This window comes from Streptomyces sp. NPDC059169 (assembly GCF_042755225.1).
Lineage (GTDB): Bacteria > Actinomycetota > Actinomycetes > Streptomycetales > Streptomycetaceae > Streptomyces.
In genome coordinates this window covers 128,384-144,280 of record NZ_JBHZCF010000008.1, presented here as the reverse complement: position 1 = coordinate 144,280, position 15,897 = coordinate 128,384, and the positions used below count along the sequence as shown (strand labels likewise).

Here is a 15,897-nt window from a genome sequence, read left to right as displayed (position 1 = left end):
CCCAGCCCGAGTGCGAGGAATGGCGGACCGGGCCGGACGAGCCGGGCGGCGCATGTGGAAGGGGGGAGGTCGTTCGGTCGTTCGCCCTCAACCCACCGTGAGCGGTGCCGGGCCGGGCTGGGGGTCCTCGCCGTCGTATGCCACCAGGGCGGTCTGGCGGTAGTCCAGTAGTTCGGCGAGGTCTTCGGGGGTCGCCCCGTTCCGTGCCAGCTTCACCGCGGCCCTGCCTTCGACGTCGGCCCACGCCCGCCTGGCGCGCTTGTTGGCCCGACACCTGGTCGCACTGCGGAGGAAACCCGCACCGGCCGCGAACCCGGCTGAAGCGAGGGCCAGCAGCGCTGCCGGGATCCGGGCGTCTGCGGTGGCCAGCCCCGTGGCGCCGGCCACGCCGGCGAGCAGGGCGGCGGGGAAGCCCAGGGCGATCTCGGTCCTGGCCCAGAACTCGGCGCGCCGGTGGGCCAGCCGCTTCTGGTGCGCCGCCTCCTCGCGCAGGCGCTCGATCTCGTCGCGCAGGCGGTGCCGCTGATCGTCCGGGAGGGGTGTGGTCGCGTCGGCTGGAGAGGCCATGACGCCATTCCAACATGCCTGTGACGTGAGGGACTTGGTGCTGTGCCGACAGTCTTGGGATCCGACGGTCGTGCGCTCCCCACGGAACCGGGGCCGGCTCACACGTACCGCAGCGCGAACCAGAGCTCCATCCGTACGTCGGCGTCGTCCAGGTCCGTACCGAGCAGCGTGCCGCAGCGGGCGATGCGCTGGCGGACGGTGTTGCGGTGGACCCCCAGGGCCACGGCCGTGCGGTCCCAGCTGCCGTGCAGCGAGAGCCAGGCTCGCAGGGTCTCGGCGAGCGCGGCGGAGTCCATGATCGGCGCGAGCAGGGAGCGGGCGTGGACGGCGGCCTCCTCGGGCACGACGAGCCCTCCGAGCCCCGCGCCCCGCTGGAGGGCCAGTGGCTGCCGGTTCGCCTCCGCCCGGTGCAGTGCGCGTGCCGCGGCCGTGTCGGCGGCCGGCAGTTCGGCGGGCTCCGAGGGGGCGCTCACCCCGAGCGTCCACCCCGGCTGCGCTGCGATCCGGCGGTCACCGGGGAGCAGCACGCGGACGATGCCGCCGTGGGTGTCCACGAGGGTGCTGCCCAGTGCTGAGGCGAGCGCCGAGGCGGCGAGCGCGTCGGGTGGCTCCGGTCGGCGGCCGTGCACCACCGTCCACGGGCCGGGGTCGAGGATCGGCGCCACCTCCTCGGGGGGAGCCCCCAGCAGCAGGCGTACCAGCGCGGCGGACCGCCCGGCCGCGTCGGCCCCCTGGTGAGGGGCGGTGAGCAGCGACAGCAGCAGGACGGCCATCCCGGCCACCGTACGGGCGCCGGGCTCCCGGCCCTCGGTGGCGACCCCGAGCGCCAGCCCCTCGTCGCTGCCCAGCGCGTACACGGCGAGATGGAGTCCCGCGACGGTGTCGCTGGCGCTGGAGGGAGCGCGCCGGGCCTCTGCCGGGGCTCCGCCGGTGCCCGGCTGTTCGGCTGTCCCGGGCTTCACCACCCGGGACAGCCGGCACAGGGCCTCGCGGACCGTACGCGTGGGGGGAGGACCCGCGGACTGCACGACCGAGCCGTCGGGAGCGAGCAGCGCCGCCCAGCCGCCCAGTCGGGACGCCAATTGCTGCAGCACCGCCGGAACCGGGTCCGGGCGCGCGGCCGCGCCCGCCAGGCCCTGCTGGGCCTCGTTCACCCGGCGCACCTCCTGGAGGCGCGCCTGGGCCATGAGACGCCACACCGCCCTGGCGATCGCTGTGAACGGAGTCCCGGGTGGCACTTCGACCAACGGCAGGCCGTGCCGCTCGCACGCCCGGACCAGGGCTTCGGGCACGGTGTCGTACACGGGCGTGACGCCGAAGCCGATCGCGGCGCCGCCCGCCTGTGCCACCCGGGCGGCGTACCGCTCCGGGTCCACCAGGAGGACGCCCGCCGTCAGCAGCAGCTCGCCGCCCAGCAGGTACGGGTACGGGTCGGCCATCTCCGAGGTGTGCACCCACTGGAGGGGGGTGTCCGCGGGGCCCGCCAGCAGGCGCAGCCCGAGGTCCTCCCGCACCAGCAGCGCGGCCAGGGGGATCCGCGGGGTCGGCGGAGTCGACGGGGGCGCGGGTTCCACCATGATGGATGTTCCATCCTGTGCTGCCGATGAATATGGATGAAACGTACACTTCTTTGCTGCCCGCCGGCCATCTATCGTCGTGCCGGGCGGGGCCGGTGTGTGGCGGGCGGGTCGGACGTCGCCGAGGAGGGGGCCGCTGCATCCCTCGGGGTCCGGCTTCCGCGGCTGATCAGAGCTGCGAGGGCAATTACCCTCAATGCAGTAGCAACAGCACGAAAGCACGAGAAAGCAGGCATGGTTATGAGCAGCACCGAGACGCCGCGCGGCCCCGTCGACTCGTCCCGCATCCCGCGGTACGCAGGACCCGCGACGTTCGCCCGGCTGCCCCGGCTCGACGAGGTCGGCAGCACCGACGTCGCCGTCGTCGGCGTGCCCTTCGACGCGGGCGTCTCGTACCGCCCCGGCGCGCGCTTCGGCGGCAACGCCATCCGCGAGGCCTCGCGCCTCCTGCGCCCGTACAACCCGGCGCAGGACGCCTCTCCGTTCGCGCTGGCCCAGGTCGCCGACGCCGGTGACATCGCCGCCAACCCGTTCAACATCAACGAGGCCGTCGAGACCATCGAAGCCGCAGCGGACGACATCCTCGGTACGGGTGCGCGCATGATGACGCTCGGCGGCGACCACACGATCGCCCTGCCGCTGCTGCGTTCGGTCGCCAAGAAGCACGGTCCGGTCGCGCTCCTCCACTTCGACGCGCACCTGGACACCTGGGACACCTACTTCGGGGCCGAGTACACGCACGGCACCCCGTTCCGCCGCGCCGTCGAAGAGGGCATCCTCGACACCGAGGCTCTCTCCCACGTCGGCATCCGCGGCCCGCTGTACGGCAGGCAGGACCTCACCGACGACGAGAAGCTCGGCTTCGGCATCGTCACCTCCTCCGACGTCTACCGCCGCGGCGCCGACGAGGTCGCCGACCAGCTGCGCCAGCGCATCGGCGACCGCCCGCTCTACATCTCCATCGACATCGACTGCCTCGACCCGGCCCACGCCCCGGGCACCGGCACCCCGGAGGCGGGCGGCATGACCTCCCGCGAGCTTCTGGAAATCCTGCGCGGCCTGGCCTCCTGCAACCTGGTCTCCGCGGACGTCGTGGAGGTCGCACCCGCCTACGACCACGCCGAGATCACCTCGGTCGCCGCCTCGCACACCGCGTACGAGCTGACGACGATCATGACCCGGCAGATCGCCGCGAACCGTGCCGCCAGTGCGGAGCAGACTGCGGACTGACCCCCGCTCCACCCCCGCGCCACGCCGACGGACCGGCCCCGACCTCCCCCGGCCCCACCGGTCGCGTCGGGTGGCGCAGCCGACCCGTCCGCGGCCCGCGGCGTGGCGTCGTGCGAGCGCCCCGGAGCACCCGGCGCCACGAAGGGACACCCATGACCCACGACCACGACCACGATCTTCGCCCCACCAGGGCGCAGATCGACGCCGCGCTCAATCCCCCACCCGGGCGCAACGGCGGAGACCTGGTCGTCGAGACGCTCCAGGGGCTCGGTGCCACCACCGTCTTCGGGCTGCCCGGCCAGCACGCGCTGGGCATGTTCGACGCGTTGCGCCGCTCATCGCTGCGCTACGTCGGCCTGCGGGTCGAGAACAACGCGGGCTTCGCGGCCGACGCCTACGGGCGGATCACCGGTGAGGCCGCGCCGCTGCTGCTCTCCACCGGCCCCGGTGCGCTCACCTCACTGCCCGCCCTCCAGGAGGCGGCGGCGGCCTCCGCCCCGGTGATCGCGATCTCCAGCCAGGTGCCGGCCGCGGGCCTCGGCGGTGGACGGCACGGCTACCTGCACGAACTGCGGGACCAGAAGGCGTCGTTCCGCGACGTCGTGAAGTCCGTGCACACCGTCCGCACGGCTTCGCAGATCCCCTCGGCGGTCTCCGCCGCCTGGGAGTCCGCCCTGACCGCCCCGCACGGCCCGGTCTGGGTGGAGGTCCCGCAGGACGTGCTGATCGCACCGACCGCACTGCCGGTGGTCACGGCCATGGACGCCACCCCGCGCGACCTGCTGCCCCGCCCCGAACTCACCGCAGCCGCGGCGCACCAGCTGTGCGGCGCGGAGCGCCCGGCGATCGTCGCGGGCGGGGGCGTGGTGCGCGCGGACGCCTCCGGCAAGCTGCGCGCGCTCGCCGAGCGGCTGGACGCGCCCGTCGTCACCACCTTCGGCGGAAAGGGCGCCTTCCCGTGGGAGCACCCCCTGTCGCTGCAGTCCTGGCTGGAGGACCGACACACCACCGACCTCCTGGAGGACGCCGACGTCCTCCTGGTCGTCGGGTCGGGGCTCGGGGAACTCACGTCGAACTACCACACGTTCGAGCCGCGCGGCCGAGTGATCCAGATCGAGGCCGACCTCGGCAAGCTGGAGTCCAACCACGCCGCGCTCGGTATCCACGCCGACGCCCGCATCGCCCTGTCCGCGCTCCTGGAGACCGTGGACACCCTGGCCCCCCGGGCCGTCGACGGGCGGCGAGCGCCGGTCCCGTCGGGCACGGAGCGGGCCTCGACCCTGCTCGCCAAGGTCCGCGAGCGGATCGCGAGCCAGGACCTGGCATTGGAGCAGAAGGTGCTCGCGGCGGTCCGTGGCGCCCTGCCGGACGACTCCCCGAGCTTCTGGGACATGACGATCCTGGCCTACTGGGCCTGGTCCGCGTTCGACGCACGGAACCCCAACACCATGCACTCCGCACAGGGCGCGGGAGGTCTCGGCTACGGTCTCCCGGCCGCACTCGGCGCCGCGGTCGCGGACCCCGGCCGGCCGGGGCTCGCGGTCTCCGGCGACGGCGGGGCGATGTACTCGATCGCGGAGCTCGCGACGGCGAAGCAGTACGACCTCCCCGTCACCTGGCTGATCGTCGACGACGGTGGGTACGGGATCCTGCGCGAGTACATGACGGACGCGTTCGGCGAGGCTACGGCGACCGAGCTGGCCCGCCCCGACTTCGTCGCGCTGGCCGAGTCGTTCGGGGTGCCCGCCGTCGTCACGACGCCTGGGACACTGCGCGAGGACCTCGCAGACTCCCTCGCCCGGTCCGGCCCGTCGGTCGTCGTCCTGCCCGCGCTGCTGCGGATGTTCGCCCCGACGCACCTCTGACCGCGGTGGGCGTGCGGCGGTGCCCCGGCCCCGGAGCGGCACGCGTCCCGTCCTCCGCGTCCCGTCTCCTGGGCGTTGAACGGCCCGAGCACCCTGCGGCACACGAACACCACCGAGCCCGGTGACACGAACGGCACCGAAAAGGCGGACGTCCCGATACAACCTTTCACGCGTCGCCGAGTCATGTGAGGCGTGAAGCGAAACCCCATGACCCGCCACAGCCGCGGGGCCCTCTGCACGGCGGTCGCGCTCGGTGTGCTCCTGCCGGTCACGGTCACCGCCACGGCCACGCCCGCCGCCGCGGCAGCACCTGCCGTGGCCTGCACCTCCCAGAAGGCAGGCCTGGCCGCCAAGCTGGTCGCGGACATCACCGCGGCCCTCAAAGGGCGCACGTCGACGACCGCCGTGCTGGTCAACGACCGGGTCAGCAAGAGCAGCTGCGTGCTCCGGCCGGATCAGAAGTTCGACTCCGCCAGTGTGGTCAAGGTGACCGTGCTCGCGACCCTGCTCTGGGACGCGCAGAAGTCCGGCCGCTCCCTGACGGCGACCGAGAAGTCGCGCGCCACCGCGATGATCACCAAGTCGGACAACAACGCCACCAGCGCTCTGTGGAGCCGACTCGGTGTGGCCAAGGTGAAGGGATTCCTGGCTGCCGCCGGAATGACCAAGACCGTGCCCGGCTCCGGTGGCTACTGGGGACTGACCCAGATCACCGCCCGTGACCAGCAGAGGCTGCTGGCGCTGCTCACCGCGAAGAACGCGGTGCTGACGGACGCATCGCGCGGCTACGCCCTCCAGCTGATGAACTCCGTCGTGGCGTCGCAGCGCTGGGGCACGCCGGCCGGGGCCCCCTCCACGGCCAAGATCCACGTGAAGAACGGCTGGCTGTCCCGCGCCACCCACGGCTGGCGCGTGCACTCCATAGGCGCCTTCACCGGCACGGCGCACAACTACCAGATCACCGTGCTCACGCAGGACAACAGGACGATGGACGACGGCATCGCCACCATCCAGGCCGTCGCCCGCGCGGTCCACAAGGACCTCGCCCCCACGGCCGCCGCGCGCTACACGCCGACGGCCATCCCGCATGAGTCGATCCCGGCCGTTCCGGGGCGGGCGGCGCAGGCCCCGTTGCCCGCGACCCCGGCGCTCCGCTGACGGACGCCCGACCGTGGTGACGGTCCCTGGTCCTAGGACCAGGGACCGTACTTCGTCACGGTGTCCGACAGCGGGATGAAAACGCGGCCCGTCCGCGTTGGTGCCTTCCGGCAGAACAGACAGCGGGGAGGCATCGGTGACGGCGGCGGCAGAGCGGACGTGGGCACGGCGGCTGGCCGGCTACGCCTGGCGGTACCGGGGGAACGTGCTGCTCGCACTCGGCTCCTCCCTCGCGGGCATGGCGGTCATGGCCGTCGTCCCGCTGATCACCAAGGTCGTCATCGACGATGTCATCAGCGCGCACGACCGGTCACTGACCGTGTGGACGGGGCTGCTGCTGGCCGCCGCGGTCGTCGTGTACCTGCTCACGTACGTCCGGCGCTACTACGGCGGCCGTCTCGCCCTCGACGTCCAGCACGACCTGCGGACCGAGATGTACCGGACGATCAGCCGGCTCGACGGCCGGCGCCAGGACGAACTGTCCACCGGCCAGGTCGTCGGCCGCGCCACCAGCGACCTCCAGCTCATCCAGGGGCTGCTCTTCATGCTCCCGATGACGATCGGGAACATCCTCCTCTTCCTGATTTCCCTGGCCGTCATGGCCTGGCTGTCGCTGCCGCTGACCCTGGTCGCGCTCGCCGTCGCCCCCGCCCTGTGGTTCATCGCCAAGCGCAGCCGAGTCAAGCTCCATCCAGCCACTTGGTACGCCCAGCAACAGGCGGCGGCCGTCGCCGGTGTGGTCGACGGCGCCGTCTCCGGCGTCCGCGTGGTCAAGGGCTTCGGGCAAGAGGAGCAGGAGACCGGAAAGCTCAGGGACGTCGGCCGGCGGCTCTTCGCCGGACGGATGCGCACCATCCGGCTCACGGCGAAGTACACCCCCGCCCTGCAGGCCGTTCCCGCCCTGGGACAGGTCGCCATGCTGGCGCTCGGCGGCTGGCTGGCCACCCGGGGGCAGATCACCCTCGGGACGTTCGTCGCCTTCTCGACCTACCTTGCCCAGTTGGTGGGCCCCGTCCGGATGCTGGCGATGGTGCTCACCGTGGGCCAGCAGGCACGGGCCGGCGTGGAACGCGTACTGGAACTCATCGACACCGAGCCCGTCATCAAGGACGGCACGAAAGAACTCCCCGCGGACGCCCCGGCGACCGTCGAGTTCGACGACGTCGGCTTCGCGTACGGCACAGCGGACGGGGAGGGCCACGGGGGGAGGCAGGTCCTCGACGGCTTCTCGTTGGAAATCAGACCGGGCGAGACCGTCGCCGTCGTCGGCTCCTCCGGGAGCGGCAAGTCCACCGTCTCGCTGCTGCTGCCCCGCTTCTACGACGTCACCCACGGAGCCGTCCTCGTCGGGGGCCACGACGTCCGCGAACTCACGCTCGAATCGCTGCGGGCGGCCATCGGCCTCGTCCCGGAGGACAGCTTCCTCTTCTCCGACACCGTCCGCGCCAACATCGCGTACGGAAAGCCGGAGGCGTCGGACGAGGAGATCCGCGAGGCGGCCCGCACCGCCCAGGCCGACCGGTTCATCAGCGAGCTGCCCGACGGGTACGACACCACGGTCGGCGAGCACGGTCTCACCCTCTCCGGCGGCCAACGCCAGCGGATCGCCCTTGCCCGTGCGATCCTCGCCGACCCCCGACTGCTGCTCCTCGACGACGCGACCTCCGCCGTCGACGCACGCGTGGAGCACGAGATCCACGAGGCGCTGCGCTCGGTCATGGCCGGGCGCACGACGCTGCTGATCGCGCACCGCCGTTCCACCCTCGGACTCGCCGACCGCATCGCGGTGCTCGACGGAGGCACGCTCGCCGACATCGGCACCCACAACGAGCTGCAGGAGCGGTCCGCCCTCTACCGGCGACTGTTGACCGACCCCGACGAAATGGGCGGCGTATCACCGGGCCGCACCGTCGCCGTGGAGATCCCCGAGGACCGCACCCTCCGCGCGGAGATGGACGCGGAGTTCGACGCGGAGCGCGGCATCACGCCCCCGCTGTGGGTCCGCAAGGAGGAGGCCGAGGAGGACGAGGTGGCCGGCGCCACCCCCGAACTCCTCGCTCAGGTCGCGGCGCTGCCGCCGGCCGACGACACCCCGCGGGTCGACGAGGTGCGGGCGGTCACGCCCGAGGACGCCTACGGGCTGCGCAGGCTGCTGAGCGGATTCGGGCTGCCCCTGCTCGTCAGCCTGCTGCTGGTCGCCGTCGACGCGGGCAGCGGCCTTCTGCTCCCGATACTGATCCGGCACGGCATCGACGACGGCGTAGAGCGGGCTGCCCTCGGTGCGGTGTGGGCGGCGTCGGCCCTCGGGCTGTTCACGGTGCTCGTGCAGTGGGCCGCCCAGATCGGCGAGACCCGGATGACCGGTCGCACCGGTGAACGGATCCTGTACGCGCTGCGTCTGAAGATCTTCGCGCAGCTCCAGCGGCTCGGTCTCGACTACTACGAGCGCGAGCTGACCGGCCGGATCATGACCCGGATGACCACCGACGTGGACGCGCTGTCCACGTTCCTCCAGACCGGTCTCGTCACGGCCTTCGTCTCGGTCGTCACCTTCTTCGGCATCATGCTCGCGCTGGTCGTCCTGGACGTCCAGCTGGCGATGGTGGTCTTCGCCACCCTGCCGGTGCTGGTCGTCGGCACGTACTTCTTCCGCCGCCAGTCGGTCAAGGCCTATGAGCTGGCCCGTGAGCGGATCAGCATCGTCAACGCCGACCTCCAGGAGGCCGTGAGCGGACTGCGGATCGTCCAGGCCTTCCGCCGCGAGCGCTCGGGCAACGAGCGGTTCGTGGAGCGCAGCGACAGCTACCGCAGGGCACGGGTGCGCGGCCAGTGGCTGATCTCCGTGTACTTCCCGTTCGTGCAGCTGATGTCCTCGGTGGCCGCGGCGGCCGTGCTCATCGTCGGCGCCGGCCGGATCGAGGCCGGCACGCTGACCACGGGCGCGCTCGTCGCCTACCTCCTGTACATCGACCTGTTCTTCGCGCCCGTGCAGCAGCTGTCGCAGGTCTTCGACGGCTACCAGCAGGCGACGGTCTCGCTGCGCCGCATCCAGGAATTGCTGCAGGAGCCGACCTCGACGTCGCAGGCCCGTGAACCCGTGGGCGTGCAGGCGTTGCACGGCGAGATCGCTTTCGAGGACGTCAGCTTCGCCTACGGGGACCAGGAGGAGGCGTTGAGCGGCATCGACCTGCGGATCCCGGCCGGGCAGACGGTGGCCTTCGTCGGGGAGACCGGCGCGGGCAAGTCGACCCTGGTCAAGCTGGTGGCACGGTTCTACGACCCGACGTCCGGCCGGGTGACCGCGGACGGAGCCGACCTGCGCGACCTGGACCTCACGGCATACCGGCACCGGCTGGGCGTCGTGCCGCAGGAGGCGTACCTCTTCCCCGGTACGGTGCGCGACGCCATCGCCTACGGCCGTCCCGGCGCGACCGACGCGGAGGTGGAGGCCGCGGCACGGGCGGTTGGCGCCCACGACATGATCGCCACGCTGGCGGGCGGCTACCTCCACGAGGTGGCCGAGCGGGGCCGTAACCTCTCCGCGGGGCAGCGGCAGCTGATCGCCCTCGCACGCGCCGAGCTCGTCAACCCGGACGTCCTGCTGCTCGACGAGGCGACCGCCGCCCTGGACCTGGCCACGGAGGCACAGGTCAACCAGGCGACCGACAGGCTCACCGTCCGCCGCACCACCCTGGTCGTCGCGCACCGGCTCACCACCGCCGCACGTGCCGACCGGGTGGTCGTGATGGCCCACGGCAAGGTCACCGAGGACGGCACGCACGACGAACTGCTCGCCCGCGGAGGGCGGTACGCCGAGCTGTGGCGGACGTTCCTCGGGGAGGAAGCCGAAGAAGCGCCCACACCGGCCTGACATCCCGCTGCCACGGGCCCGGACGGCAACCGTCCGGGCCTTTGCCCGCGTCGTACGTCAGTACGCATGATGGAGGAGGGGAGGCAAGCGTGTTCGGAAGACTTCTGCTGCACGTCCTTGCAGCGCTCGCGGTCGTGGCGGCGCTGACGCTGGTGGGCCCGGGGGTGTACGAGGCGCAGGCGCGGTCCGTCTGCTCGGGGCGACCAGTGAAGAGGCTGGGACTCCCCATGGGCGAGCTGCGCATCTACAAGAAGCGGCACTACGCGTGTGCGCTCACCGTCATCAAGAAGCCCGGCAGACCCCGTGCCGCATTCGTCTCGCTCCAGCCGCGGGGCGGCCGTGCCGCGGTCGATTCCGGCCGTTTCGCCCGGCAGGCCGGCCCCGTGACCGTGCACGCTCTCAACCGCTGTATCCGCGTGTCGGGCTCCGTCGGCGGCAGGACCGTTTCTACGGGATGGGTCCTCTGCTGAGGAGCCGTACCCGGATCCTCCCGGCCCCTTCCCATCCTCCCCGGGGGCTGCCGATTCCCCGCCCCGCGGGGTAGGCCGTTCCCCCGCTTGGTCCGGCCGACCCCGTGCGTCTGGGTCAATTGGGTATGGCGATAAGGGTGTTGCCCCGCTAGGTTCGCCGCGACCACTGTGAACCCAAGGGGAGGGTGCATGCGCAAGGCGCTGAGATGGCTGCTGTCGCTCGTCATGCTCGTCGGCATGGCAGGGGCGACGGCGGGCGCGGCCACCGCCGCCGAACCGGCCGTCGGATCACCGGAAGCGTCCACGGACATCAAGGACCGGATCCTCGCGATCTCCGGGATGAGCCTGATCGAGGAGAAGCCGTACCCCGGCTACCGCTACTTCGTGCTCAACTACGCCCAGCCGGTGGACCACCGGCATCCGTCGAAGGGCACGTTCCTGCAGCGCATCACGCTGCTGCACAAGGACACGTCCCGCCCGACCGTCTTCTACACGAGCGGCTACAACGTGGGGACCACCCCTCGGCGCCGTGAGCCGACCCAGATCGTCGACGGCAACCAGGTCGACCTGGAGTACCGATTCTTCACGCCGTCCCGCCCTCAGCCGGCCGACTGGTCCAAGCTGAACATCTGGCAGGCCGCCAGTGACCAGCACCGCGTCTTCGCCGCCCTGAAGAAGATCTACGACAAGAAGTGGATCGCCACAGGTGGCTCGAAGGGCGGCATGACCGCCACGTACTACGAGCGCTTCTACCCGCGCGACATGGACGGTGTCGTCGCCTACGTGGCGCCCAACGACGTGAACGACAAGAAGGATTCGGCCTACGACCGGTTCTTCGAGAAGGTCGGCACCAAGGAGTGCCGCGACAAGGTGAACGCGGTGCAGCGAGAGGCCCTGGTGCGCCGCGAGTCCCTGGAGGCCAAGTACCGCACGTACGCCGCGGACAACGGCTACACCTTCAAGACCGTCGGTTCGCTCGACAAGGCGTTCGAGGCCGTCGTCCTCGACTACGGCTGGGCCTTCTGGCAGTACAGCCTGCTGGCGGACTGCCCCTCGATACCGGTTGCGGCCACGGCCCCGGACCAGGCGATCTGGGACAGCGTCGACGCGGTCTCCGGCTTCTCCTTCTACACCGACCAGGGGCTGGAGCCGTACACACCGTATTACTACCAGGCGGGCACCGAACTCGGCTCACCCACGATCAAGCTGCCGCACCTGAAGGGACTGAGCCGCTACGGCTACATGGCTCCGCGGAACTTCGTACCGCGGGAGATCCCGATGCGCTTCAAGCCCTGGGTGATGGACGACGTGGACCACTGGGTCAGGCACCACGCGAAGCAAATGATGTTCGTGTACGGCCAGAACGACCCCTGGGGCGCCGAACGGTTCTCCCTCGGCAAGGGGGCTCGGGACAGCTACGTCTTCGTCGCTCCGGGAGCGAACCACGGCGCGAACGTGGCGGGCCTGACGCCTGAGGAGAAGGCGAAGGCCACCGCTCGGATCCTCGAGTGGGCGGGCGTCGCTCCGGCGGCCGTCGAGGACGACCCGTCGACCGCGAAGCGGCTGACCAAGCCCGACGCGAAGCTCGACAAGCAGGACATCCAGCGCGAGCCGATGCTGCGTCCGTGACGCCCAGGTGAACTCCCCCGCGCCCGCAGGGTGGGATACGTCCCCCGTTGCGTTCGTGGGGGAGGACCGAGTGTCCGCGCCGCTGCGGGACCGCTGCGTTTCCCTGCGGGCCCGCAGCGGCCCGGGCACCGAAGTGCGGTCTCCGGGCACGCGGTGGCGCGTCCCGTGCGGTGCCGGGCAGGGCTCTCCTGGATTCCGCACGGTCCGCTCGGGCCGCGCAGGGCATCGGGGACGGGGCACCGGCGCGGTGGTGCCGTGCGGGACGCAGCTGCTGCCGAGCACCGATTGCGGGGCGCCGGCCCGGGCGGGCGGTGGCTCCGTACGGGAGTCGCTGCTGCGCGGTTCCGGCACGCCGGTGCCGACAGGAGCAGCCCGACCCGGAGCCGGTGCGCGGCGTCCGCGATGTTCACAGTCGCCGGGCGCAGCCGATCGGCCGTTCGCCGCCCAACTGGACGTACAGGTCGGCCGACGAAGGGCACTGGTCCCGCTCGGCCACTGCGGCGGTCACCTCGAACTCGGGCCGGTGCCCGCCCGAGCCGTCGCAGGCGACTTCCTTCACCTGGCCCTTTCGTGAGGCGTACACGCAGTCGCCGACGATGGTGCGGGGACCGCCGCCCCCGCCCGGATCGCCGGGATGGGGCGGCTCCAGATTGCGCATGCACGCGTATCCCTGGGGCACGGCACCATCACCGTCCTCGTCGAACGCCGGCAGCCGTTCGGAGACATGGAGGACGAAGTCCGTGGTGGCCGGGCAGTCCGGGCCGGCCGAGGGACGACCCTCGTACCGCGCGACCACCCGTGCCACCGCCCTCTCACTGCTGCAGGGAACCTCGCGCACGCTGACGTGGTCCCCGCTCCGGCCACTGCAGTCACCCGGGCCGAGGAACACCGCCCCGTCACCGGACCGTCCGACGCGTGGCCCCCCGCCCCCACCACCGGCGTTCCCGCCGTGGCGCTCGCTTTCGCTCCCGCGACCGGCGCCACCACCCCCGCTGCCTCGGCCGTCCCCGTCCGACGACGGCTGGCAGGCGGCGACCAGGAGGACGCACGCCACCCCCGCGCCCAGCCGCCGAAAACGCATGTAACCCCCTGTCCGTCGGTCCAGCCTGGACCGGGGGACAGGGGTCACGCCAGTGGAGCTGCGAGCTTTCCGTCGTGTGGGGGTGCTACCCCGGCAGGGCGTCGTACCGTGCGCTACGTCTGGTAAGTGAGGCCGTATCCGACCGGGTACAGCACCTGCGCCGGATCGTCCGCACGCGGTACGGGGACGGGCAGCCGGCCCCGCGGCCTCCCTCTGCCCGCGATCACCCCGGCGGCTGCGCGGAGTTCCACGTCAGTCCAGCTGTACGTGGCGAGTGAGGCCGCGGGGCCGTAGTTGACGAGTTGGGCGATGTCGTACGGGTTGCGGATGGCAACGGTGACCACGGGGATCCGCGTCGCGATGAGGCTGGAGACGAGGGTGCGTTGCTGGCTGTCGGGCGTGACGTTGTAGGTGGCGACGATGACGGCGTCCTTGCCGACGGCGGCCGTCAGCGCTTCCTCGATCTGCGCGGCGGACGGCGCGGTGCCCGTGGACAGCGCGGCGGTGGTGAAGCCCAACTCGGTGAAGGCCCGGGCGAGCGTGGCGGTCGGCGGCCCCGTCGTCCCGGTGGGGGAAGCCGGGTCGGCGCCGACGACCAGGAGGGTGCGGTGATGTCGCCGGGAGAGCGGCAAAAGCCGGTTCTCGTTGAGGAGCAGGGTGGTCGTCCTCTCGGCAATCCGGTCGGCGGCGGTCAGGTGCGACCGGATGCCGACCACGCGGTCCACGCCGTCCTGGGGGACGAACGGGTCCCGGAACAGGCCCAGTTTCCACTTCAGCAGCAGGATGCGAACGATGGATTCCTCGATGCGAGCTTCGCTGAGGTCGCCGTTCCCGACCGCCTGCAGGACTGCGTTCCAGGCGACGGCGAGATCAGGCGGGTTGAGCAGTTGGTCGCATCCCGCTTTCAGGGCGAGTACGGGGACACGGTCGTCTCCGTACTTCTGACGGACGCCTGCCATGCCGAGGGAATCGGTGACGACCACCCCGTCGTATCCGAGTCGTTCACGAAGGATTCCGGTGACGATGGGGCGGGACAGCGTCGCCGGGTCCTCACGGGGATCCAGGGCGGGAACGACGATGTGGGCGGTCATGATCGAGTCGACCCCGGCGGCGATCGCGGCCCGGAACGGAGGGGCGTCCAAGTCCGCCCACTGTGCGCGGGAGTGGTGGATGGTCGGCAGGGCGTAGTGACTGTCGTCTTTGGTGTCGCCATGGCCTGGGAAGTGTTTGGACGTCGCCGCGACGCCCGCGCTCTGGTAGCCCTGCACCTGTGCGGCGACGAGCCTTGCGACGGCCTGCGGGTCGGCCCCGAACGAACGTACCCCGATGACCGGGTTGGCCGGGTTGACGTTCACGTCGGCGACCGGTGCGTAGTCCTGGGTGATGCCCATCGCCGCGAGTTCCTTCCCCGCGATCCGGGCGGCCTTGCGGGCATCGGCGCGGGAACCCGCCGCACCGAGCGCCATCGCTCCGGGCAGGAGGGTGGCCGGTCGGCCGACACGGGCCACGATCCCGTGCTCCTGATCGGTGGAGATCAGCAACGGCACCGGAGTGGGCTGGGCGAGCCCCGCACGCTGGATTCCGTTCGAGAGATCGACGATCTGGTGCGGGCTGCGGGTGTTGTGCGCCCAGCTGAAGTAGATGATCCCCCCGACGTGGTAGCGATCGATCAGCTCGGCGGCCGTGCTCACGCCGATCTCCCTGCGGTTGGCCTCGATGTCCGCCTGGTCGGGAGCGGTGGCGGAGTGCCCGTACACCCGCATCACGAAGAGCTGGCCGACCTTCTCCTCCAGGCTCATCCGGGAGACGAGCTGCCGTAGGCGCTCGCGGGTGCGGGAGCTGGGGTGCGAGGCGGCGCGTGCGGGAGCGGAGGCGACGGTGGCGGCCGCAGCCCCCGCAGCCGTCGCGGTCAGGAGGGTACGTCGTGTGGGGTTGATCCGGGCGGACACGGGTGCTCCTTCCATGAAGGAAACTTCCAAGAGTCACGGATATCTGGAAAGTAATTGCCAGTCAAGGGATGGGCCCGTACGGCGTGGGAGTCCGGGGGTGGGGACGTCTGGGCGTCGCAGTGGACGAACTGGCGGCAGCGAACGGGCGTTGTCCCGGGGATCGGTGCGGTTCGTCGGGACCCGCTCGAGGCGGCCGGTGTGTGGCCCGAGGTGCCCGGTCTGTCCTTGTCGGGTGCCTTGGGAAGCCGGTCCGCCGGGCGCGGGGCGGGGATGCCGACGACAGGGGTGGGCCGAGTCGTTCTGCGCCACCAGTGTTGCGAGGGCCCGGAGCCCGCAGGGCGACCTGACGCCATGGCGCATATCGGGTGGGGCGTGGTGCACGCTGCGAGGTCGGGGCAAGCCTGCGCACGTGCCGAGGGTGCGGAGGACGGCCAGAGCGGGACGTGTGGGGAGGAGGGAGAAGCATGGGACCGCCACCGGCGATTGGGAGGGGCGCGCCG

Annotated in this window: 10 protein-coding genes; 6 read left to right on the top strand and 4 right to left on the bottom strand. The window is 71.7% G+C overall.

Annotation, left to right across the window (positions count from 1 at the left end):
* Nucleotides 1-87: 87 nt before the first annotated feature.
* Together ACFXOM_RS17035 and ACFXOM_RS17030 are read right to left on the bottom strand one after the other, a co-directional pair.
* Nucleotides 88-567, bottom strand: coding sequence for a hypothetical protein (locus ACFXOM_RS17035; protein ID WP_384931476.1), 480 nt, complete (start codon nt 565-567; stop codon nt 88-90).
* 98 nt (nt 568-665) lie between these two features.
* Nucleotides 666-2,144 carry a PucR family transcriptional regulator gene (locus tag ACFXOM_RS17030; RefSeq protein WP_385038343.1) on the bottom strand — a complete coding sequence of 493 codons (1,479 nt, stop codon included), beginning with the start codon at nt 2,142-2,144 and terminating at the stop codon, nt 666-668.
* Between the two features lie 240 nt (nt 2,145-2,384).
* Between ACFXOM_RS17030 and speB the strand changes: the two genes are divergently transcribed.
* From speB to ACFXOM_RS17000, 6 genes are all read left to right on the top strand, one after another.
* Nucleotides 2,385-3,374: an agmatinase gene (gene speB, locus ACFXOM_RS17025; protein WP_385038341.1), complete on the top strand. Its 990-nt coding sequence runs from the start codon at nt 2,385-2,387 to the stop codon at nt 3,372-3,374.
* A gap of 152 nt (nt 3,375-3,526) precedes the next feature.
* Entirely contained in the window at nt 3,527-5,239 is a 1,713-nt protein-coding gene (locus ACFXOM_RS17020; protein WP_385038338.1) for a thiamine pyrophosphate-binding protein, read from the top strand.
* Between the two features lie 207 nt (nt 5,240-5,446).
* Nucleotides 5,447-6,397 carry a serine hydrolase gene (locus ACFXOM_RS17015; RefSeq protein ID WP_384931487.1) on the top strand — a complete coding sequence of 317 codons (951 nt, stop codon included), beginning with the start codon at nt 5,447-5,449 and terminating at the stop codon, nt 6,395-6,397.
* A gap of 136 nt (nt 6,398-6,533) precedes the next feature.
* A complete protein-coding gene (locus tag ACFXOM_RS17010) occupies nt 6,534-10,268 on the top strand; it encodes an ABC transporter ATP-binding protein (protein ID WP_384931490.1) in 3,735 nt (1,244 codons plus the stop codon).
* Nucleotides 10,269-10,357: 89 nt separating this feature from the next.
* Nucleotides 10,358-10,738 (top strand): hypothetical protein, encoded by a 381-nt coding sequence (locus ACFXOM_RS17005; RefSeq protein WP_385038335.1) that lies wholly within the window; start codon nt 10,358-10,360, stop codon nt 10,736-10,738.
* A 189-nt stretch (nt 10,739-10,927) separates the two neighbouring features.
* On the top strand, nt 10,928-12,367 hold the full coding sequence (locus tag ACFXOM_RS17000; RefSeq protein WP_385038332.1) for a S28 family serine protease: 1,440 nt from the start codon (nt 10,928-10,930) through the stop codon (nt 12,365-12,367).
* 406 nt (nt 12,368-12,773) lie between these two features.
* Here the strand turns inward: ACFXOM_RS17000 and ACFXOM_RS16995 are convergent, their stop codons facing one another.
* Nucleotides 12,774-13,448 carry a hypothetical protein gene (locus tag ACFXOM_RS16995; RefSeq protein WP_385038329.1) on the bottom strand — a complete coding sequence of 225 codons (675 nt, stop codon included), beginning with the start codon at nt 13,446-13,448 and terminating at the stop codon, nt 12,774-12,776.
* Between the two features lie 113 nt (nt 13,449-13,561).
* Nucleotides 13,562-15,412: a glycoside hydrolase family 3 protein gene (locus ACFXOM_RS16990; protein ID WP_385038328.1), complete on the bottom strand. Its 1,851-nt coding sequence runs from the start codon at nt 15,410-15,412 to the stop codon at nt 13,562-13,564.
* Nucleotides 15,413-15,897 lie beyond the last annotated feature (485 nt).

What these genes read in the sequence shown, in the direction of transcription:
- ACFXOM_RS16995 (WP_385038329.1), bottom strand. Translation starts at nt 13,448, where the DNA reads ATGCGTTTTCGGCGGCTGGGCGCGGGGGTGGCGTGCGTCCTCCTGGTC.
- ACFXOM_RS17030 (WP_385038343.1), bottom strand. Translation starts at nt 2,144, where the DNA reads ATGGTGGAACCCGCGCCCCCGTCGACTCCGCCGACCCCGCGGATCCCC.
- ACFXOM_RS16990 (WP_385038328.1), bottom strand. Translation starts at nt 15,412, where the DNA reads ATGGAAGGAGCACCCGTGTCCGCCCGGATCAACCCCACACGACGTACC.
- ACFXOM_RS17015 (WP_384931487.1), top strand. Translation starts at nt 5,447, where the DNA reads ATGACCCGCCACAGCCGCGGGGCCCTCTGCACGGCGGTCGCGCTCGGT.
- ACFXOM_RS17020 (WP_385038338.1), top strand. Translation starts at nt 3,527, where the DNA reads ATGACCCACGACCACGACCACGATCTTCGCCCCACCAGGGCGCAGATC.
- ACFXOM_RS17035 (WP_384931476.1), bottom strand. Translation starts at nt 567, where the DNA reads ATGGCCTCTCCAGCCGACGCGACCACACCCCTCCCGGACGATCAGCGG.
- speB (WP_385038341.1), top strand. Translation starts at nt 2,385, where the DNA reads ATGAGCAGCACCGAGACGCCGCGCGGCCCCGTCGACTCGTCCCGCATC.
- ACFXOM_RS17000 (WP_385038332.1), top strand. Translation starts at nt 10,928, where the DNA reads ATGCGCAAGGCGCTGAGATGGCTGCTGTCGCTCGTCATGCTCGTCGGC.